This is a genomic window from Brevundimonas sp., from assembly GCF_027484365.1.
Taxonomy (GTDB): Bacteria; Pseudomonadota; Alphaproteobacteria; order Caulobacterales; family Caulobacteraceae; genus Brevundimonas.
The window spans coordinates 132,346-150,410 of record NZ_JAIXTC010000026.1; the positions used below are offsets into that span (position 1 = coordinate 132,346).

General features: G+C 67.1%; 21 protein-coding genes. 7 read left to right on the top strand and 14 right to left on the bottom strand.

Annotated elements, in window-relative coordinates; genetic code table 11:
* Positions 1 to 25: 25 nt before the first annotated feature.
* Both Q0044_RS14625 and Q0044_RS14630 read left to right on the top strand, forming a co-directional pair.
* Positions 26 to 472, top strand: coding sequence for a DUF2214 family protein (locus tag Q0044_RS14625; RefSeq protein ID WP_298163191.1), 447 nt, complete (start codon positions 26 to 28; stop codon positions 470 to 472).
* Positions 473 to 622: 150 nt separating this feature from the next.
* Positions 623 to 1,786 carry a hypothetical protein gene (locus tag Q0044_RS14630; protein WP_298163192.1) on the top strand — a complete coding sequence of 388 codons (1,164 nt, stop codon included), beginning with the start codon at positions 623 to 625 and terminating at the stop codon, positions 1,784 to 1,786.
* On the opposite strand, the gene Q0044_RS14635 is transcribed toward Q0044_RS14630, so the two are convergent.
* The 6 genes from Q0044_RS14635 to Q0044_RS14660 form a co-directional block, all read right to left on the bottom strand.
* On the bottom strand, positions 1,770 to 2,270 hold the full coding sequence (locus tag Q0044_RS14635; protein WP_298163193.1) for a CC0125/CC1285 family lipoprotein: 501 nt from the start codon (positions 2,268 to 2,270) through the stop codon (positions 1,770 to 1,772). The genes Q0044_RS14630 and Q0044_RS14635 overlap by 17 nt on opposite strands.
* Before the next feature lie 454 nt (positions 2,271 to 2,724).
* Positions 2,725 to 3,456: an RluA family pseudouridine synthase gene (locus Q0044_RS14640; protein WP_298163194.1), complete on the bottom strand. Its 732-nt coding sequence runs from the start codon at positions 3,454 to 3,456 to the stop codon at positions 2,725 to 2,727.
* A 9-nt stretch (positions 3,457 to 3,465) separates the two neighbouring features.
* Positions 3,466 to 3,894, bottom strand: a complete 429-nt coding sequence (locus Q0044_RS14645) for a hypothetical protein (protein WP_298163195.1) — start codon at positions 3,892 to 3,894, stop codon at positions 3,466 to 3,468.
* Positions 3,891 to 4,364 (bottom strand): hypothetical protein, encoded by a 474-nt coding sequence (locus tag Q0044_RS14650; protein ID WP_298163196.1) that lies wholly within the window; start codon positions 4,362 to 4,364, stop codon positions 3,891 to 3,893. Before Q0044_RS14650 ends, Q0044_RS14645 begins: the two co-directional genes overlap by 4 nt.
* Before the next feature lie 62 nt (positions 4,365 to 4,426).
* A complete protein-coding gene (locus Q0044_RS14655) occupies positions 4,427 to 4,801 on the bottom strand; it encodes a VOC family protein (RefSeq protein ID WP_298163197.1) in 375 nt (124 codons plus the stop codon).
* A complete protein-coding gene (locus Q0044_RS14660) occupies positions 4,798 to 6,105 on the bottom strand; it encodes a replication-associated recombination protein A (RefSeq protein WP_298163198.1) in 1,308 nt (435 codons plus the stop codon). The genes Q0044_RS14655 and Q0044_RS14660 overlap by 4 nt, the downstream gene beginning before the upstream one ends.
* 71 nt (positions 6,106 to 6,176) lie before the next feature.
* On the opposite strand from Q0044_RS14660, the gene Q0044_RS14665 reads away from it, so the two are divergent.
* Both Q0044_RS14665 and Q0044_RS14670 read left to right on the top strand, forming a co-directional pair.
* On the top strand, positions 6,177 to 6,596 hold the full coding sequence (locus tag Q0044_RS14665; RefSeq protein ID WP_298163199.1) for a VOC family protein: 420 nt from the start codon (positions 6,177 to 6,179) through the stop codon (positions 6,594 to 6,596).
* A gap of 1 nt (position 6,597) precedes the next feature.
* Positions 6,598 to 7,020, top strand: coding sequence for a VOC family protein (locus Q0044_RS14670; protein WP_298163200.1), 423 nt, complete (start codon positions 6,598 to 6,600; stop codon positions 7,018 to 7,020).
* Here the strand turns inward: Q0044_RS14670 and Q0044_RS14675 are convergent.
* Positions 7,017 to 8,420: a Do family serine endopeptidase gene (locus tag Q0044_RS14675; RefSeq protein WP_524536186.1), complete on the bottom strand. Its 1,404-nt coding sequence runs from the start codon at positions 8,418 to 8,420 to the stop codon at positions 7,017 to 7,019. The genes Q0044_RS14670 and Q0044_RS14675 overlap by 4 nt on opposite strands.
* 207 nt (positions 8,421 to 8,627) lie before the next feature.
* On the opposite strand from Q0044_RS14675, the gene Q0044_RS14680 reads away from it, so the two are divergent.
* Positions 8,628 to 10,706: a phosphocholine-specific phospholipase C gene (locus Q0044_RS14680; protein ID WP_298163202.1), complete on the top strand. Its 2,079-nt coding sequence runs from the start codon at positions 8,628 to 8,630 to the stop codon at positions 10,704 to 10,706.
* Positions 10,707 to 10,728: 22 nt separating this feature from the next.
* On the opposite strand, the gene Q0044_RS14685 is transcribed toward Q0044_RS14680, so the two are convergent.
* The 3 genes from Q0044_RS14685 to Q0044_RS14695 form a co-directional block, all read right to left on the bottom strand.
* Entirely contained in the window at positions 10,729 to 11,922 is a 1,194-nt protein-coding gene (locus Q0044_RS14685; RefSeq protein ID WP_298163203.1) for a carboxynorspermidine decarboxylase, read from the bottom strand.
* Positions 11,923 to 11,935: 13 nt separating this feature from the next.
* On the bottom strand, positions 11,936 to 13,141 hold the full coding sequence (locus tag Q0044_RS14690; RefSeq protein ID WP_298163204.1) for a saccharopine dehydrogenase family protein: 1,206 nt from the start codon (positions 13,139 to 13,141) through the stop codon (positions 11,936 to 11,938).
* 131 nt (positions 13,142 to 13,272) lie between these two features.
* On the bottom strand, positions 13,273 to 14,490 hold the full coding sequence (locus Q0044_RS14695; RefSeq protein ID WP_298163205.1) for an alkaline phosphatase family protein: 1,218 nt from the start codon (positions 14,488 to 14,490) through the stop codon (positions 13,273 to 13,275).
* 94 nt (positions 14,491 to 14,584) lie between these two features.
* Between Q0044_RS14695 and Q0044_RS14700 the strand changes: the two genes are divergently transcribed.
* The gene (locus Q0044_RS14700; RefSeq protein ID WP_298163206.1) at positions 14,585 to 15,511 is read left to right on the top strand and encodes an ABC transporter ATP-binding protein; all 927 of its coding nucleotides are present in this window, start codon (positions 14,585 to 14,587) and stop codon (positions 15,509 to 15,511) included.
* The gene (locus Q0044_RS14705) at positions 15,501 to 16,376 is read left to right on the top strand and encodes a hypothetical protein (RefSeq protein ID WP_298163207.1); all 876 of its coding nucleotides are present in this window, start codon (positions 15,501 to 15,503) and stop codon (positions 16,374 to 16,376) included. Before Q0044_RS14700 ends, Q0044_RS14705 begins: the two co-directional genes overlap by 11 nt.
* A 3-nt stretch (positions 16,377 to 16,379) precedes the next feature.
* On the opposite strand, the gene Q0044_RS14710 is transcribed toward Q0044_RS14705, so the two are convergent.
* From Q0044_RS14710 to Q0044_RS14725, 4 genes are all read right to left on the bottom strand, one after another.
* Complete coding sequence (locus Q0044_RS14710; RefSeq protein ID WP_298163208.1) at positions 16,380 to 17,033, bottom strand: glutathione S-transferase family protein; 654 nt, start codon at positions 17,031 to 17,033, stop codon at positions 16,380 to 16,382.
* Positions 17,030 to 17,230, bottom strand: a complete 201-nt coding sequence (locus Q0044_RS14715; protein WP_298163209.1) for a hypothetical protein — start codon at positions 17,228 to 17,230, stop codon at positions 17,030 to 17,032. Before Q0044_RS14715 ends, Q0044_RS14710 begins: the two co-directional genes overlap by 4 nt.
* A gap of 90 nt (positions 17,231 to 17,320) precedes the next feature.
* Positions 17,321 to 17,740: a 50S ribosomal protein L17 gene (gene rplQ, locus Q0044_RS14720; protein WP_298163210.1), complete on the bottom strand. Its 420-nt coding sequence runs from the start codon at positions 17,738 to 17,740 to the stop codon at positions 17,321 to 17,323.
* 106 nt (positions 17,741 to 17,846) lie between these two features.
* Positions 17,847 to 18,065: DNA-directed RNA polymerase subunit alpha C-terminal domain-containing protein (locus tag Q0044_RS14725; RefSeq protein WP_298163211.1), on the bottom strand; the 219-nt coding region annotated here is incomplete at its 5' end.

Sequence of the window (18,065 nt, forward strand, 5' to 3'; positions counted from 1 at the left end):
TGCGGCAAAGCGAAGGGAGGCGGGCATGTCCGGCGTAGAACTCGATACGGGCCTGGCGATAGCGCATCACATCCTGGTCTTCGGGTTGGCGATCATGTTGGCCATGGAGTTGGCCTATCTTCGCGGCGACAGCCCGCCGTTGGTGCGTCTGGCGGGGCTGGATGCGGGCTACGGCATGACCTCGCTCCTGATCATCGCTATCGGCGTCTGCCGGGTCCTCTGGGGCGCCAAGGGCTGGACCGCCTATGAGGCCAACCCTTTTTTCTGGGCCAAGGTCGGGACCTTCGCGGTGATGGGCCTCAGCTCCATCGCGCCAACGCTCGCCTTCCTGAACTGGAGGAAGGCGTCCCGGGCGGATCCAGCCTTCACGCCACAGAGCGCCGAGGTCGCGCGGGTCGCCCGCTGGGTGCGGATCGAACTGTTCCTGCTCTTCCCGTTGGTCGGATTCGCCGCAGCGATGGCACGCCACTGAGCCGCAGACGAGTCCTGACCGAAACTTCACTTGCCGCGTTACACGGTTAACGGCGATATCAAGCTTCGCCTTGAAAGCGAACCCCGTCGGACCGGCGACGGGTTCTGTCATACTGCCGGATCGTTTTGTCCAAGGGCTCGACCGACCGCCATGTCGCATGACGACCAGACGCCGCCTCCGGCCCGCCCGCTCGACATCCCGATGTCGCCGCCTGCCCCACCCCCAGGCGCGGCCGATCTTCCCGATCGACCCGTCCCGGCCGCGACCCCGCCGGATCAGCCGGAACCGACGACATCGGATGACGGTATCCTGAGACCCATTCAGGAGAGCGATTATTTCACCATGGACCCGGAGGCTATCCGGATCATCTCGGCCAATATCGATCAGTATTTCAACCAGCCGCTGGATATCTTCCCGTTCTGGGAGACCGAGAACAAGCCCGACCGGTTCCACGTCCTGTTCAATCGCCAGATCGAGGAACGCTTCCCCGCCGACGCCGATATTCGCGGCCGGATCTACGGATATGGACGTCGCGTTTTCAATGCCTTGCGCGTGCATGTCATCACAAAACGCCTGACCCAGGGATTGGCCCTGATCGCCTTCGCCGCGATGGCGATCCTCGGCCCCGGCCTGTTCGCCGAGTGGACCGGCGGGCAGCCGCAGGGACTGGGGCTGGCGGTCCTTGGCATGCTGATCACCGTCGGGATCTTCTTCGGCGTCTCCTCGATCCTGTTCGTCCAGTACCGGTTCCGGCTGGAGAACGATTCCTACGAACTGTCTCGCGAGGTCGTCCAGCGGACCCGGGAGCTGCAGAACCTGTTCACCAACGCCCGCGCCCTCTCCGACCAGGCAGAGACGACGTTCCAGATGGACGGCAAGGGCTGGGGCATTCGCGCCCTGTTCCTCACACGGCTTGTGCTGTGGATCGGCGCACGCATGGAATACCTTGAGAAATTCGCCCAGATGACCCTGTGGCGCACCCGTCGCGAGCGCTACTGGATGCGCTGGGTCGGGCGGATCACGACCCCGTTCGTCCTGCTTGTCTGGCTGGCTGTCTTCGCCTTCTGGCCCGCCCCGGCCGCCAATGAGATCGGCTTCCGGGTGTTGCAACTGGTCGCCCTGGGCCTCGGGGTCCTGGTGTCCTGGCTGTCCTACTACCGCTGGCAAACGCCGACAGCCGCGGTGAAGGACAAGCTGGGCGTAGACGGCTGGGTCCGTTATGCGTCTCTGGACGTCGACAACACGATCGGCGACCAGGTGCGGCGCGACAAGGAACGGCTGGTCGAGTACCGCGCCCTCACTCGCGGCCGCTGAGACTGTAGCGCACCTCCCGCGCCTCATAGGCCTCGCCCCGGTCGGGGCGGGCGCCGCGGCCGAGGCGGATTTCCAGAATAGTCGAGGTGGGCGACGGCCCCTCGAAATTCAGACCCACGCCGACGCCTACACCGGATGAGGAATAGCGGACGCCGCCGTAGCGGCCCGAGCCGCCGCCGTAGCCGACCGAGACGCTGGGCCGGAAGCCGCCGGCGCTGTCGGGACGGCCGTCGACATCGCGCTGGGTCACCTCGAACCAGTCGTAGCCCTGTTCAAGGGTCAGGTCGGCCGCACGCAGCAGGGCCATGTCGGCCACCGGTCCCGGCACACCGACGCCCTGATAGCTGACGCGGTAACGATCGCTCTCGATCCGCTGTTCGGAATAGCCCTGCCCGTTCGGACCTTGCCGGGGGCCGTAGGGGGCGAGGCTGGCGCAGGCCGCCAGCGACAGGGCGGCAGTCGCGATGACGAGGGTGCGGATCATGGGCGTCGTCCTTTCGTCCCGTTAAGCGCGGCGGGCGGGTTTGGCGTTCCCGATGAACAAGACTCCGGAAATTGGAGTCCAGATAGTCCACTGAGTCCAACTGGCCCGATCGCGAAACGGCCGTCCGAAGCGTCCGATGCGTCCGAAGCGTTCGCCCATGATGATCCTCTCTGACTGGAACGAGCCAGTATGGGGGCGTTTCAGGGCGTGATACATAAAAGGCCTCTCGTCAGGGCCGAGCCTTGATTTAATTGAGCAAATCGACGCGTCCGTTGATGGGTATCGCCTGACTTCCTTCTCCCCTTGCGGGAGAAGGTGGCAGCCGAAGGCTGACGGATGAGGGGTTGCACCGGCGGCTGGGGTGAGTGGATCGAGCGCCGACCTTCGATGTCGGTGTAACCCCTCATCCGACGTCGCTTCGCTCGGCCACCTTCTCCCGCAAGGGGAGAAGGGTTTAGATCTTCAGCCCCATCGCCTCGACCAGGGTCCGGAAATCCTCGGGCGGTTCGGCGGTCACGGTCCGCTCTCCGCCGTCCGGGTGCGGGAATTTCAGCGACGCCGCATGCAGCATCAGCCGGGGCGCGCCCCTCCCCGCCGCGGTCAGGGCGCCGCCATAGCGAACATCGCCAACCAGGGGCCGGCCGATATGGGCCATGTGGACGCGGAGCTGGTGCATGCGGCCGGTGAAGGGCTGGAGCTCGACCAGGGCGCCGTCCTCGCTGGCCGACAGGGTGCGGTATTTGCTGCGTGACCCTTGCGCGCCCTTCGCATCGAAGGCGGCGACCCGCATATAGCTCTCGCGGCCGATCTCCTGGCGGACCAGGGGGACATTGATGTCTCCGCTCGACGGCTCCGGCGCGGCGGACACCAGGGCCAGATAGGTCTTGGTCAGCCTGTGGGCCTGGATCGCCTTGCCCAGGAAACCGGCGGCCGGTTTGGTCTTCGCGGCCAGAATGACGCCGGACGTGTCGCGGTCGAGCCTGTGGACCAGGTCCGGCCGCTTGCCGTTCGACCGGGCGAAGGCCCACAGAAGATCGTCCAGGGTGTGCGCCTGGATGCGGCCACCCTGGCTGGACAGGCCGGCGGGCTTGGCGAAGGCGATGGTCGAGGCGTCCTCGTGGATGACCCACGAACGGACGGCCTCGATCTCTTCAGGCGAAAGGGAAACGGGGACGCGATCTGACACCCCCGCCGGTTAGCGGAGAACGCCCCGCTTCGCCATGACAGATGCGTAGGCCGCGAAGCCCGCGAAAACCAGACAGAGGATGATCGGCATCACCATCCCCTGAGCCCGCCAGACGGCGGCGTCGGGGTGCAGCAGATAGACATAGGCCTGATCAAGCAGGATGGCCGCAGTCGCGATCGACAGGAGCCATGCGGCCCAGACCCGACCCAGAAAAAGACTGACGGCTCCGAAGAGAAGGCCCCAGATCGCCACGGCCCAGGCGATGCTGACCCAGAGGGGCTGACCAAACACCAACGCCTGCCAATCCGCCGGAACCGTCGCCAGATAACCAGGGTCGCGTCGGGTCATCATCAGCCAGTCATAGGCCCCCTGCGTCCAGACCAGGAGCGCGAGACCGCCGACCAGCCAGAGATGCCAGACCCGTCGCTTCGGGCTCAACGCAGAACGCCCCGCTTCGCCATCGTCCAGGCGTATCCGGTGAAGAAGGCGCAGCCGACGGCGATCATGACGTTCATGATCACGATCATCGACGAGGCCACCTTGACCCCGTCCTGCATCATGAAGCCCATCACCTTGCCGCCGTCGCTGAGGCCATAGGTGTAGAGCAGGCTGAAAAGGAAGGCCCCGAAGGAGACGGCGAAGACCGGAAAGGCCAGTTTTCTGCGTAGCAGCAGCAGAAGCGAACCCAGCACCCCGCCCCAGACTCCGATGGCCCAGATCGCGGTCATCCAGACCGGCATGGCCTCATAGTAGGCGATCTGGTCGGGCGTCATACCTGCGGTGGCCATGTAGGCGGCCCCCTGGGTCATGCTCATGATGTAGTCGTAGCCGCCGTAGGCATTCCACAGAACGGCGACAGCCCCCACCGCCCACAGGTGCCAGGGCGTTTTCACAGTCGTATCGGTCATGGTCCCCTCCCAAGGTTGATCGATGGGCGGAGGCTAGACCCAAAAACGCCGTTACGGCAACGTCAGCCCGCCGGGACCCGCCACGGTGGGTTCACGCGGTTCTCGCCGGCGAAAAACAGACATAGGCGATGGCCGTCCGGATCGCGCAGGCGGGCCTCGCGCCAGAGCCAGCTCTGGTCGACCGGACCACTGTCGAAATCGACGCCGGCGGCCTTGAGGGCGGCGACCCGGTCGTCGAGGTCGGTGCATTCGAAATAGACCATGGTCCCGCCGGGTGCCGGGGCCTCAGCGAGGTGGATCGAGAAGGTCGCGCCGCCCGGGCAGAGGAAGCGGGCGTAGTGGTCGCTGGACACGATCAGCTCCAGCCCGAGCCGCTGGTAAAAGGCGCGGGCGCGGGGGATGTCGGAGACCTCGACGGTGACCTGGTTGAGGTTCATGCCTCGCCCTGCCTCGCAGCCCGCATCGCAGCCCAGCGCTCCAGCCGCGCCTTGACCTTGGCCTCATGCCCCTCGCCCTTGGGTGCGTAGAAGGTGCGGCGCTCCATCCCGTCAGGGAAGAAATTGGCGCCGGAGAAGCCCTCTTCGGTGTCGGGGTCGTACTGGTAGCCCTTGCCGTAGCCGAGCGACTTCATGAGCTTTGTCGGGGCGTTGCGGATATGGGCCGGGGGCATGAGGGAGCCGGTCTCGGCAGCTGCGCGCTTCGCCGCCTTGAAGGCTTCATAGACGCCGACCGACTTGGGCGCGGTCGCGAGGTGGACCACGGCCTGGGCCAGGGCCAGTTCGCCTTCGGGAGAGCCCAGGAAGTCGTAAGTGTCCTTGGCGGCATTGGCGACGAGGATGGACAGGGGGTCCGCCTCGCCGATGTCCTCGACCGCCATCCGCACGATCCGCCGCGCCAGATACAGGGGGTCCTCGCCCCCGTTGAGCATCCGCGCCAGCCAGTAGAGGGCCGCGTCCGGGTCGGAACCGCGAACCGATTTATGCAGGGCGGAGATGAGGTTGTAGTGTTCTTCTCTCGACTTGTCGTAGGCGGGCGCGCGGCGCTGCAGGGTGCCGGCGAGAGCCTGGACGTCCAGCAGGGGCTCGGGCGGCAGGGCGAACAGGGTCTCGGCCATGGTCAGAAGATAGCGGCCGTCGCCGTCGGCCAGGGCCGTCAGGGCCTGGCGCGCCTCGGACGTCAGAGGCAGGGGCTTGTCTTCGTGGGCCTCGGCCCGGGTCAGCAACTGATCGAGGGCGGCGTCGTCCAGTCGCTTGAGCACAAAGACCTGGCTACGGGACAGCAGGGCGCCGTTCAGCTCGAACGACGGGTTCTCGGTCGTGGCGCCGACGAGGGTGACGATCCCCTCTTCCACGAAGGGCAGGAAGCCGTCCTGCTGGGCGCGGTTGAAGCGGTGGATCTCGTCGACGAACAGAAGCGTCGACTGGCCGGCGGCGCGGCGCATGCGCGCCTGTTCGAAGGCCTTCTTCAGGTCGGCGACGCCGGAGAAGACGGCCGAGATCTGCTGGTACTGGTAGCCGGCGGCCTTCGCCAGCAGCCGGGCGATGGTGGTCTTGCCCGTACCGGGTGGTCCCCACAGAATCATGGACCCCAGTCGTCCGGCCTCGATCATGCGCCGGATCGGCCCGCCGTCGCCGAGCAGGTGATCCTGGCCGACCACTTCGTCGAGGGTGGCCGGGCGAAGGCGATCCGCCAGCGGCGCGTCGGGGGCATGGATGCCGGAGGCTTCGAACAGATCGGTCATGAACGGTCAGATGTAGGCGTTCGCAACCGTGATTTCACGCGTTAGAGTGGCCGGGCAGCAAAGGAGATCCCATGGAACGCGACGAAGCACCCCGGCCGCTGACCGGCGTTTCTCCCTATCTGAGCATCGCCTCGCGCGGCGGTCAGGCGGCGGTCGAGTTCTACGCCCGCGCCTTCGGGGCGGTGGAGGTGCGGCGCATGCTGGCCGAGGACGGCGAGCGGCTGATCCACTCCCACCTGCACATCAACGGCGGCAGCGTGATGTTGTCGGACGAATTTCCGGAAATGGGCGGCGAGGTCGATGTCGTGCCCAAATCGGTGACGCTGCACCTCTATGTCGACGACGCCGACGAATGGTGGAACCGCGCCATCGTGGCCGGCGCCGTACCGGTCTATCCCCTGGCCGACCAGTTCTGGGGCGACCGCTATGGGGTCCTCAAGGACCCCTTCGGCCATAGTTGGTCGGTCGGATCGCCGATCAAGGCGGGCTGAGATGGCGCAGGCCTACGTCCCGCCTGATCCGCCGATCGTGCCCTATCTGATGGTCCACGACGGGCCGGCGGCGCTGGACTGGTACTGCGACGCCCTGGGGGCCGAGGTCATCGCCCGGTACGATCAGGACGACGGTCGACTGGGCCACGCCAGCCTGTCGGTCAACGGCGGCGTCATCTACCTCGCCGACGAGTTCCCCGAGGTGCAGGACCGCATCGGCGCGAAGGCGCCGCGGAGTCTGGGAAGCACGACCGTCTCCATCGCTCTCGCCGTCGACGACGTGGACGCCTGGATGGCGCGGGCCGCGGCCCGGGGCGCGGTCACCATTCGTCCGGCCGAGGACGACTTCTATGGCCGCCACGGCAAGATGACCGACCCCTATGGCCACGTCTGGTCGTTCCTGGGACCGAAGGCCGGCGCCTAGCCGGCGTAACCCACACGACCGGTCATGACCCGGCCCTGACGCTGGATGGTCACTTCCGAACCGCGTGCGCCCCGGCGGACGGCGGCGAGATCCCGCACAGGGCGGCCATCGATCTGGGTCACCACGTCGCCGGGCTGGAAGCCGTTGGCGCGGGCCGCAGTGCGGCCTCCGACATTGGTGACGATGGCTCCGCTGGCGAAGGGATCGCCGCCCAGCCGGTCGGCCAGCGCCGGGTTCAGCACCGCGATCTCGGCGCCGGCGAACGGCCCCTGCTGGATGACCTCGCCATCGCCCTTGGCGTCGCCGGGAAGGGGCTGGACGCGGGCATTGAGGGTCTGGCTGCGGCCGTCGCGCAGGACCGTGACAGCGACCGACTCGTTCGGGTTCCTGGTGCCGACGCGGAAGTTCAGACCGGCCTGGTCGTGGACCTCGGCGCCGTCGAGGGCCGTAATCACGTCGCCTTCGCGCAGGCCCGCGCGCGCGCCCGGTCCTCCCGACCAGACGTCGGTGACGATCAGGCCCTGGGGCCGGGCCATGCCGAGGGAGCGGGCGATCTCGGACGAGACCGTGTCGCCCTTCACGCCGAGCCAGGGCCGGACGACCGCCGTCTCGCCGCCGAGCGCGGAATCGACCACGCGCCGCACCATCGAGGCCGGCACGGCGAATCCGACGCCCGCCGACGAGCCCGAGCGGGAGAAGATGGCCGTGTTGATGCCGATGACATCGCCGTCCATGTCGACCAGGGGCCCGCCGGAGTTGCCCGGATTGATGGCCGCATCGGTTTGGATGAAGGAGCCCGAGTCAGAGATGCCGGTCTCGGTGCGGTTCAGAGCCGAGATGATGCCGTTGGTCACGGTCTGGCCGACCCCGAAGGGGTTGCCGATGGCCAGGACCAGGTCGCCGACCTCCTGTTCCTCGCGGTCGTCGATGGCGAGGACGGGAAGCTGTTCGGTCACGCCCTGAAGCTGGAGCACCGCGATGTCGGAGCGTTCGTCGGCGAGGATGACCTCGGCCGGATATTCGCGGCGGTCGTTCAGGACCACCCGGATCTGCTGGGCGCCCTCGATGACGTGGTTGTTGGTCACCACGATGCCGTCGGAGCGGATGATGACGCCGGACCCTGCGGATTCCGCCACCCGCTGCTGGGGCATGCCGCCGCCGAAGAACTGGAAGAAGGGGTCGGCCTGGACCCGCTGGATCGATCGGGCGGAGATGTTGACCACGGCCGGGGCCGCCTCGCGCACCACGGGGGCGAAGCTCTGCTTCATGGTGGAGGCGTCGGTCGGGGTCTGGCGCTCGGTCGGTTCGGCGAAGACGCCGTCCTGGGCCTTTGTGGAGTTGGCGTTGCCGCAGGCGGCCAGCGTCAGGCAGGCCATGAGGGCGATCGTCGAGGTCTTCATCGCAGTCCGGAAGTGAGCCATGTCAGGCTCCTATATCTGTCCCGCTTTCGGGCCGGATCAAGGCGTGTCAGTGGCCGCACCGGTACCTTCCGCCTTCTCACCGGGGAGCCGGCCCCTGGCGGAGCCGCGCAGGGATGTCCTGGGTGAGCCCGTCATCTCGGGTTCGCATGTCCGTGGTTAGAACGAACACCCGCCGAGGAGTGACCGATGACGATCAACCGCCGCAGCCTTCTCCTCGCCGCCGGCGCCTCGGCCTTCACGCCGGTCCTCGCCCGGGCCCTGAGCATTCCCGCCGACGTGCGGACGGGGACCGTCGCCGATGTCGGACACGTCGTCATCCTCATGCAGGAGAACCGGTCGTTCGATCACTATTTCGGGGCGATGAAGGGCGTGCGGGGCTTCGGCGACCGCTTCCCGATCCCGGTCGCCGATGCGCCGGGACGCGTCGGCGGGACCTGCTGGGTCCAGGCCAATCCGAAGGGGCCGGACCGGCCGTCGCTGATCGCGCCCTTTGCGCTGAATACGGTCGAGGATTTCCGGCTGATGCGGGTCGAGGGCACGCCGCACAGCTGGCCTGACTGTCAGGCCGCCTGGGACGAGGGGCGGATGAGCGCCTGGCCGGCGACCAAGACCGAGCATTCGATGGGCTATTTCCGGCCGGACGACATTCCGTTCCAGTACGCCCTCGCCGAGGCCTTCACCGTCTGCGATGCCTATCACTGCTCGATCCAGACGGGAACGAACTCCAATCGGCTGTTCCTGTGGACCGGGACCAACGATCCAGAGGGAACCAGGGGCGGGCCGTCGATCTCCAACTCCCATGACGCCCTGGTCAGCGAGGGCGGGCATCCGGACGGCTATCGCTGGACCACCTATCCGGAGCGGCTGCTGGAGGCGGGCGTGAGCTGGCGCATCTACCAGGACATGGCCGACAACTTCACCGACAACCCTGTCGCCGGCTTCCAGACCTTCCGCGACAGCCACGCGGGCGTACCGGGCAGCGACCCGCGCCTGGCGGAACTGGGCCTGTCGACGCGCAGGCTCGACGGACTGCGGGACGACGTGCTGGCGGGCGCCCTGCCCCAGGTGTCCTGGATCGTGGCCCCGGCGGCGGCGTCCGAGCACCCCGGCCCTTCCAGCCCGGCCCAGGGCGCAGACTATACGGCCCGGGTGATCGAGGCCCTGACGGCCGATCCGGCGGTGTGGGCGCGCACCGTCCTGTTCATCATGTTCGACGAGAACGACGGCTTCTTCGACCACATGCCGCCTCCTGCGCCGCCCTCGCGCGAATCAGGCGGATCCACCGTCGACACCGCCGGCGAATACCATCTGCAGACCACAGCCAGCGAGGCGGCGACCGAGCGGCCGGAGTTCATGGGAAGACCCTATGGCCTGGGGCCGCGCGTGCCGATGTATGTCGTTTCGCCGTGGAGCCGGGGCGGCTGGGTCAGCTCGGAGGTGTTCGACCACACCTCGGTGATCCGCTTCCTGGAAACCCGGTTTGGAGTGATGGAGCCGAACATTTCGACCTGGCGGCGGGCGGTGTGCGGCGACTTGACCGGCGCCTTCGATTTCCGGACGCCGAATGCGCCCTTCCCGCCCCTGCCGGAGACCGGCGCGCTGGCGGCGCGGGCCGCCGCCTTGCCCGGCCGGACCGCCCCGACGACGCCCGCAACGATGGAGCCGCCGGTTCAGGCGACCGGGGTGCGGCGGTCCCGGCAACTGCCCTACGATCTGGCCGCCGATGAAGGTCGGGACGGCGAGGCGATCCGCCTGACCTTCCGCAACGCCGGTCGGGCAGCGGCGGTTCTGCACGTCTATGATCGGTTGAGGCTGGAGCGGGCGCCGCGGCGCTACACGGTCGGCCCCGGCGGGAGCCTGGACGGCGTCTGGGACGCGGGCCCCTACGATCTGTGGATCCTCGGTCCGAACGGCTTCCACCGCCATTTCGCAGGCAATGCGGAGCGGGACGAGCCGTCCCTGTCCGTCGCCGCGCCTGCAGCGACCCACGGCGACTGGGTCCTGAACTTCGCCAACGCCGGAGACGACCGGACCATCACCGGAACAGCCGACCCCTATCAGCCCGTCGCCGCTCCATGGCGGGCGGTGCTCCCGACGGGGGAGACGACGGTGCGGCGCACGGGTCCGATCGGACAGGGATGGTATGACATCGCGATGAGCGACGGCGAAGGCTGGGTCCGGCGGATGGCCGGCAGGCTGGAACGGGGCACGGACTCGATCAGCGACCCCGCGATGGGCGGCGCCGCCCGGATGGACCGGACCTAGGCGTCCGGTCCGCGGGGGTTGTTCAGGACAGCCGGTCGCGGAAGTCCGGGTAGTCGAACTGGCGGACCAGTCGCAGCGCGTCCGTCTCCGAATTCCACAGGGCGATGGCCGGCAGGGGAACGCCGTTGAAGGTCGTGGTCTTGACCATCGAATAGTGGGCCTGATCGAGGAAGGCGATGCGCGTTCCCGGCGTCGGCGGCGTGGCGAAGCGGTAGTCGCCGATGATGTCCCCGGCCAGGCAGGATGGCCCGCCGAGACGGAAGGCGACGCCCCCCTCCGTCTCGCCCAGCATCGCCGGACGATAGGGGGCCTCGATGACGTCGGGCATGTGGCAGGTGGCCGAGATGTCGGTGATCGCGACCGGCAGGCTGTTGTCGAAGGTGTCGAGCACCTCGCCCACGAGGATGCCCGCGTCGAGGGCGATGGCCTCGCCGGGTTCGATATAGACCTCGATGCCGTGGCGCTCGCCGATGGTCCTGAGGAACGCCCCCAGGCCGTCGCGGTCATAGTCGGCGCGGGTGATGTGGTGACCGCCGCCGAGGTTCAACCATTTCAAAGAGGCCAGCGCATCCGCGATCCTGGGCTCCAGCGAAGCCCAGATGCGCTGGAGCGGCTCGAATCCCTGTTCGCACAGGGCGTGGAGATGCAGGCCGTCGACGCCCTCAAGATGTTCGGGCTTCAGCTGCGACACAGGGAAGCCCAGCCGCGAGCCGAACTGGCAGGGATCGTATTTGGCGACCTCGGCCTCGGAATGTTCGGGGTTGAGCCGAAGACCGATGTCGAAGGTCTCGCCGGCCGCACGGGCTTCGGCGATCAGGTCAGCGAAGCGTGCGATCTGGGCCGGGGTGTTGAAGATCACCGAGTCCGACAGGCGCAGGATTTCCGGCAGATCCCCGGGCTTGTAGGCGGGGGAGTAGGTGGTCAGGTGTCCCTTGTAGAACTCCCGGGCCAGCCGCGCCTCCCACAGGCCCGAGGCGCAGACCCCGTCCAGATACTCCTCGACGAGGTCGGCCAGCGACCACATCGAAAAGGCTTTCAGCGCCAGCAGGACCCGTGCGCCACCGGCCGCCCCGACGCCCTTCAGGATCGACAGGTTGCGACGCACCGCCGCCTCGTCGACGACGAAACAGGGCGACGGCACGCGGCAGAGATCGAAGCGGGCGAAGGCGCCGGGACCGCCCGCCTTCGTTTCCATGGCGCCGGAGGGCGTGTGCATCAGACTGTCCCCGTCAGAACGCGAGAGGCGCGTCCAGCTCCTGCACCTTCCAGGGCAGGCCGTGCTGGTTCAGCATGTCCATGAAGGGGTCGGGATCCAGCTGTTCCATGTTGAACACGCCCGCGCCCTTCCAGGCGCCCGTCAGGATCATGGCGGCGCCGATCATGGCGGGGACGCCGGTGGTGTAGCTGACCGCCTGGTTGCCGGTCTCGGCATAGGCTTCTTCATGGTCGCAGACATTGTTGACGTAGACCGTCTTCTGCACGCCGTCCTTCAGGCCGGTCGCGATCGTGCCGATATTGGTCTTGCCCCTGGTCAGCGGACCCAGGGACGACGGCTCGGGCAGCAGGGCCTTGAGGAACTCGATCGGGATGATCTCGCGGCCCTGGAACATCATCGGCTCGATCGAGGTCATGCCGATGTTCTCGAGCACCTCGAGGTGTTTGAGGTAGGAGTCGCCGAAGGTCATCCAGAAGCGGATGCGGCTGATCTCGGGATAGAATTTCGCCAGCGATTCCAGCTCCTCATGGTACATGAGGTACATATTCTTCTCGCCGACCTGGTCGAAGTCGAACACCTGTTTGTGGGTCAGGGCCGGGCCCTCGACCCACTGGCCGTTTTCCCAGTGACGCGACGGAGCGGTCACTTCGCGCAGGTTGATCTCCGGATTGAAATTGGTCGCGAACGGCAGGCCGGTGTCGCCGCCGTTGCAGTCCAGGATGTCGAGCGTCTCGATCGAATCCAGCAGATGCTTCTTCGTCCAGGTCGTGAACACCGAGGTCACGCCGGGATCGAATCCCGACCCCAGCAGGGCCATCAGGCCGGCCTCCCTGAAGCGGTCCTGATAGGCCCACTGCCACTTGTATTCGAACTTCGCTTCCTCGCGCGGCTCGTAGTTGGCGGTGTCCATATAGTGGACCCCCGCCGCGAGGCAGGCGTCCATGATGTTCAGGTCCTGGTACGGCAGGGCCAGATTGACCACGAGCGCGGGGTTCACGGCCTTGATCAGGGCCGTGGTCGCGGCGACGTCGTCCGCGTCAATGGCCGCCGTGTCGATGCTGACGCCGGTGCGGTCCTTCACCGAGGCGGCGATGGCGTCGCATTTGGACTTGGTCCGCGAGGCCAGTGTGATGTGCGAAAAGATGTCGGCGTTCATCGCCATCTTGTGGACGGCGACGGAGCCAACGCCCCCCGCCCCGATTACGAGAACCCTGCTCATCTCATGCACTCCTGAAGTCTGCACCACCTGAAACCCGTCACATCGACGCGTTGGGAGGGGGTCCTATACGAGGATGGCGTTTCTCGTAACCGTCTGCGGTTCTGTTTTGCGTCCTTTGCGGCCCAGAACGTTCAATCAGCCCTGCCGGCCCGCATCGCCGGCAGTGTATCCTCGGGTCGACCGTCGCCTGCCGGGACAGTGAGTCCGAGCAAGCGCGCCAGCAGCGGATGGACATCGACGCTGTCCATCGCGGGCAGGACGACGCCCGACGCGATGCGGGGGCCCGTCGCGATGAACAGGGCGCGCATCTCCGACGCCTGGTTGTCGTAGCCGTGGGCCCCGCCCGGACGGGTCACCGTCCGCGCACGGGTTCCGAACAGCCAGCCGGTGTCAGCCAGACAGACGATCGACGACACGCGAGGGTTCGAGCCCAGCACGAAGCGGTCGGGAATATCGGCGCGCGGCCAGCATTCGCCGTGAGGGTGACGCTTGATCAGCGCCGCCTCGACCTCGGCCTCATGGCCCGAGGCCGGGTCCAGATAGACAACGGGACCGGCGTAGACGATCTGGATCGCCGCCGGATCGATCAGGTCGTCCAGATAGGTCACGCGATCCGGCGAGGTCGCCGCCATGCCGTGATCGGCCACGATGACGAAGGTGGTCTGGTCGTAAAGGCCCCGGTCCTTCAGCCCTTGAACCAGACCGGCCAGGTCGTGGTCGACCGAGGCGACGGCAGCAGTGGTTTCGGCCGCGTCCGGGCCGTTGCGGTGGCCGGCCGTGTCCACGACGTCGAAATACAGGGTGACGAAGTCCGGCCGCAGGTTGCCCGTGCCGTCAAGCCAGGTCAGGACCTGCCACACGCGGTCCGCGCCCGTGACCGTCTGGTCGAAGGGGCGCCAGTAGGTCGGTCGAACGTTGTCGATCGCCGTCTCCGACCCCGGCCAGAACATGGTCGCGGTCAGCAGGCCCCCCTTCTCGGCCGTGACCCAGATGGGTTCGGCCTGGTTCCACCAGCCGGCCTCTTTCGACTGCATGGTAAAGCGGCCCATTCCGGGGTCGTTGAAACTGTTGCCAACGATACCGTGGTGGTCGGGATGCAGGCCGGTCACCAGCGTATAGTGGTTGGGGAAGGTCACACTGGGGAAGGACGGCTGCATCGCCGCCGTCGTTCCTTCCGCCGCCAGGGCAGACAGGGTCGGGGTCACACCACGGTCCATATAGTCCGGCCGGAAGCCGTCGATGGAGATGAGGATCGTCAACGGCCTCTTCGGGTCGGCCGGGTTCCGGGCATGCGCCGTCGTCGAAAGGCCGGTCAACAGGGCGATGCAGGCGAACAGGACGCGAAACATGCAGGGCTCCGGAATATCCAGCGTTGCATAAAGTTAATCCGCAACAGCCTCGCGACGGCTTGTCGACCGCTCGCCACAGGGCCAAGCTTGCCCCATGAACGCTGTCATCGAGACCCGGAACCTGACCAAGACCTATGGGACGGTTCGCGCCCTGGATGGGCTGAGCCTGACCATTCCGCGTGGCGGGGTCTATGGCGTGCTCGGCCCCAACGGGGCCGGCAAGTCGACCCTGTTCCGAATCCTGCTGGGCCTGATCCGGCCGACCGATGGCGAGGCTACGGTCATGGGCGGACGGATCGGCGACGTCGCGGCATCCCGCCGCATGGGTTCGATGATCGAGACGCCACGCTTCCCGCCCTTCATGACGGCGCGTCAGGTGCTGGTCTGGCTGTCCGCAGCGCACGGCCTGAAACCCGATGCCGCCCGCGTCTCCGGATGGCTGGAACGCGTGGGCCTGACCGAGGCCGCCGATCGCAAGGTGCGGGGCTTTTCCGTCGGCATGCTGCAGCGGCTCGGCGTCGCCGCCGCCCTTATCACCGAGCCGGAGCTCGTCATCCTCGATGAACCGACCAGCGGCATGGATCCGCCCGGCATCCAGGAAATGCGCGCCCTGATCCGCTCCCTGTCCGAGAAGGACGGCATCACCGTGGTCCTCGCCAGCCACCAGTTGCTGGAGGTCCAGCGCGTCTGCGACCGCGTCGCAATCATGAACCGCGGCAAGCTGGTGCGCGAAGGCCTGGTCTCGGAACTGACTGCATCGGGCGAGCGGCTGCGTCTGTCGGTGACCCCGATCTCGAAGACGCTGGAGATCGTGTCCGGCCTGCCCGGCGCCTCGGCCCTGCTGGAAGGCGACGCCGTCATGGCCACCCTGCCCCGCACCGACGTGCCCGGTCTGATGCGCGCCCTGGTCCAGGGCGGCGTCGATATCGACGAGGCCCGCTGGATCGGCGCCGATCTGGAGAGCGTCTTCATGAGCGAGACCGGCTCCGTGCAACACCCGGAGACGATCCATGCTGGCTGATTCCGTCCTCTCCGAATTCTACCGCCTGATGCGGAACCGCATGGCGGTGTTCTGGTCCGTGCTGTTTGTGCCGCTGCTGTTCGTGGCGGGCGGCATCATCTTCCACCTCGCGACCAAGTCGCGCATGGAAGAGATGACGGGGGACCTGTCGGCCACCGGCATCGCGGCGACGGCCCAGGCCAAGTCCGTCGAGGACCTGGGGCAGGACCTCCTGAAGATCGCCGGCATCGTCGCGAACGGGGCGATCCTGGTCTTCATGCTGATCGGAGCCTCGACCCTCTATGCCGGGGACTACCGCTGGGAGACCTGGCGGCTGACGAGCGCCCGCAACAGCCGGATCAATCTGATCCTCGGCAAGGTCGGCGTCTTCAAGATCCTGACCCTGATTGCGATCGCGATCTTCATCGTCGCAGGCCTGATCTTCTCGATCTCGGGTGCCGTGATCAACGGCTCGAGCCTGGCCTTCACCTTCGACGGCAGCGACGCGGGCTCGTTCATTCTCACCCTGCTGCTCGGCTACGTCCGGATCATTCAGTATGCGATGATCGCCCTGTTGGCGGCGGTCATGACGCGATCCCTGCTGGCCGCCCTGTTCGTGCCGGTGGTTCTGGGCTTCGCCCAGACCCTGCTGGGCGGACCGGGTCTGGCCCTGCTCGGCTGGGAGCCGACGGGCTGGCCTGCGCAGCTGCTTCTGCCGGGCCTGGCCTTCGACACCCTGAAGGCCGTCGTCGGTCCGGACGGAGCCCCTGCAGGCATGCCCGACGGCCTGGCGATCAAGGCCCTGATCAGCCTCACCCTGTGGACACTGGCCCCGCTCGCGGGCGCCGTCGCCTGGTTCAACCGGCAGGACCTGTCGAAGGAATAGGCGTCAGTCCTCGTCGGGCGCGCCGAGGGGGAAATAGTCGCGGTACGGCCGCGCCTCGTCGAGCGCCCGGGCATAGCTGGGCCGGGCCAGCAGTCGGCGGCGATAGGCCCACAGGTGGACGTGGTCCTTCGGGATCGCATGGGTCCAGTGGGCGTAGAGCAGGCCCGGCGCCGCGCCGCAGTCGGCCAGGGTGAAGACCTCGCCTGCCGCCCAGGTCCGCTCGGCCATGAGGGCGTCGAGCCAGGCGTAGGCCGTCTCCAGCTTCTTGCGCGCATCGGCGTCGGCCAGGGGATCGCGGTCCGCCTCCGGCCGCAGGGCGTTGTAGATGAGCCTCTGCTGATGGGTCTGGACGTGGTTGTCGAACACCCGGTCCATGAACCGCGTCTCCAGCGCCAGATCGGGATCGGTGGGGATCATCGGCGTGGCCGGAGAGATCTGGTCCAGCCGCTCGATGATGATGGACGTCTCGGCGAAATGACGCGCGCCGTCCTTCAGCACCGGGAACTGGCCGAACGGCCAAGCGGCCTTCAGCTCGGCCATCGCTCCCTCGTCCTCCAGCAGCCGCTGGCTGAACGGCAGGTCCTTCTCGTAGAAGGCGACGATGGCCTTCTGGCAGTAGGAGGAGAAGGGGTGGCTGTAGAGGATCAGGTCGGTCACAGGCGCTTCTCCATCCAGACATTGCAGCGGGCATAGGGCGTCGGCTGCGGCGGCAGGTCGACGAAGCCGAACCGGTCGTCCGTGGCCAGACGGTTCCTGGCTTCCTGGGCATAGCCCCCGCCGAGGATCCGGAACGCATTGAGGCCGATGCAGGCGGCCGCGTGGTCGGGTTGGTATGGGGCGATCTCAATGCTCATCAGCGTCACCGTGCACCGGCGACCCGAAAAGCAAAAGGGCGCCCCGATCGCCCGGGTCGCCCTTCAAGAACTCAACCGTGGCGTCGAAGCTTACGCTTCGTCGTCGCCCTCGATCGCGTAGACCGGACCGGAGTCCTGGCCCTTGGCGTCGACGTCGCGGTCGACGAACTCGATCACGGCCATCGGGGCGTTGTCGCCGTGGCGATAGCCGGCCTTCATGATGCGGATATAGCCCCCGTTGCGTTCGGCGTAGCGCGGGCCGATCGTTTCGAACAGCTTGCCGACCTGGGTCACGTCACGGACGTGGCTGATGGCCTGACGACGGGCGTGCAGGTCGCCCTTCTTGCCGAGGGTGACCAGCTTTTCGACGAAGGGGCGAAGCTCCTTGGCCTTGGGCAGGGTGGTCGTGATCTGCTCGTGCTTGATCAGCGACGCAGCCATGTTGGCGAACATGGCGGTCCGGTGGCTGGCCGTGCGGCCGAGCTTGCGATAGGCGGCGCCGTGGCGCATCGGGGTCTCTCCTACTCCGGCCCGGGTTTCCCTCTTCAGGGACCTTGGACCGCATTTATTCTAACCGCTCCGATGACCAACAATCGGTCCGGGCGGAGGGTTGAAACTAGATCTGGTCGTCGAACTTCTTGGCCAGGTCTTCGATGTTCTCCGGGGGCCAGTTCGGCACATCCATGCCGAGCGACAGACCCATGGAGGTCAGCACTTCCTTGATCTCGTTCAGCGACTTGCGGCCGAAGTTCGGGGTGCGAAGCATCTCGCCCTCGGTCTTCTGGATCAGGTCGCCGATGTAGACGATGTTGTCGTTCTTCAGGCAGTTGGCCGA

Bases quoted from the DNA above. Each gene is read 5' to 3' on its own strand.
- Q0044_RS14625 (WP_298163191.1), top strand. From the start codon at position 26: ATGTCCGGCGTAGAACTCGATACGGGCCTGGCGATAGCGCATCACATC.
- Q0044_RS14630 (WP_298163192.1), top strand. From the start codon at position 623: ATGTCGCATGACGACCAGACGCCGCCTCCGGCCCGCCCGCTCGACATC.
- Q0044_RS14635 (WP_298163193.1), bottom strand. From the start codon at position 2,270: ATGATCCGCACCCTCGTCATCGCGACTGCCGCCCTGTCGCTGGCGGCC.
- Q0044_RS14650 (WP_298163196.1), bottom strand. From the start codon at position 4,364: ATGACCGATACGACTGTGAAAACGCCCTGGCACCTGTGGGCGGTGGGG.
- Q0044_RS14655 (WP_298163197.1), bottom strand. From the start codon at position 4,801: ATGAACCTCAACCAGGTCACCGTCGAGGTCTCCGACATCCCCCGCGCC.
- Q0044_RS14660 (WP_298163198.1), bottom strand. From the start codon at position 6,105: ATGACCGATCTGTTCGAAGCCTCCGGCATCCATGCCCCCGACGCGCCG.
- Q0044_RS14665 (WP_298163199.1), top strand. From the start codon at position 6,177: ATGGAACGCGACGAAGCACCCCGGCCGCTGACCGGCGTTTCTCCCTAT.
- Q0044_RS14670 (WP_298163200.1), top strand. From the start codon at position 6,598: ATGGCGCAGGCCTACGTCCCGCCTGATCCGCCGATCGTGCCCTATCTG.
- Q0044_RS14675 (WP_524536186.1), bottom strand. From the start codon at position 8,420: ATGAAGACCTCGACGATCGCCCTCATGGCCTGCCTGACGCTGGCCGCC.
- Q0044_RS14680 (WP_298163202.1), top strand. From the start codon at position 8,628: ATGACGATCAACCGCCGCAGCCTTCTCCTCGCCGCCGGCGCCTCGGCC.
- Q0044_RS14685 (WP_298163203.1), bottom strand. From the start codon at position 11,922: ATGCACACGCCCTCCGGCGCCATGGAAACGAAGGCGGGCGGTCCCGGC.
- Q0044_RS14690 (WP_298163204.1), bottom strand. From the start codon at position 13,141: ATGAGCAGGGTTCTCGTAATCGGGGCGGGGGGCGTTGGCTCCGTCGCC.
- Q0044_RS14695 (WP_298163205.1), bottom strand. From the start codon at position 14,490: ATGTTTCGCGTCCTGTTCGCCTGCATCGCCCTGTTGACCGGCCTTTCG.
- Q0044_RS14700 (WP_298163206.1), top strand. From the start codon at position 14,585: ATGAACGCTGTCATCGAGACCCGGAACCTGACCAAGACCTATGGGACG.
- Q0044_RS14705 (WP_298163207.1), top strand. From the start codon at position 15,501: ATGCTGGCTGATTCCGTCCTCTCCGAATTCTACCGCCTGATGCGGAAC.
- Q0044_RS14715 (WP_298163209.1), bottom strand. From the start codon at position 17,230: ATGAGCATTGAGATCGCCCCATACCAACCCGACCACGCGGCCGCCTGC.
- rplQ (WP_298163210.1), bottom strand. From the start codon at position 17,740: ATGCGCCACGGCGCCGCCTATCGCAAGCTCGGCCGCACGGCCAGCCAC.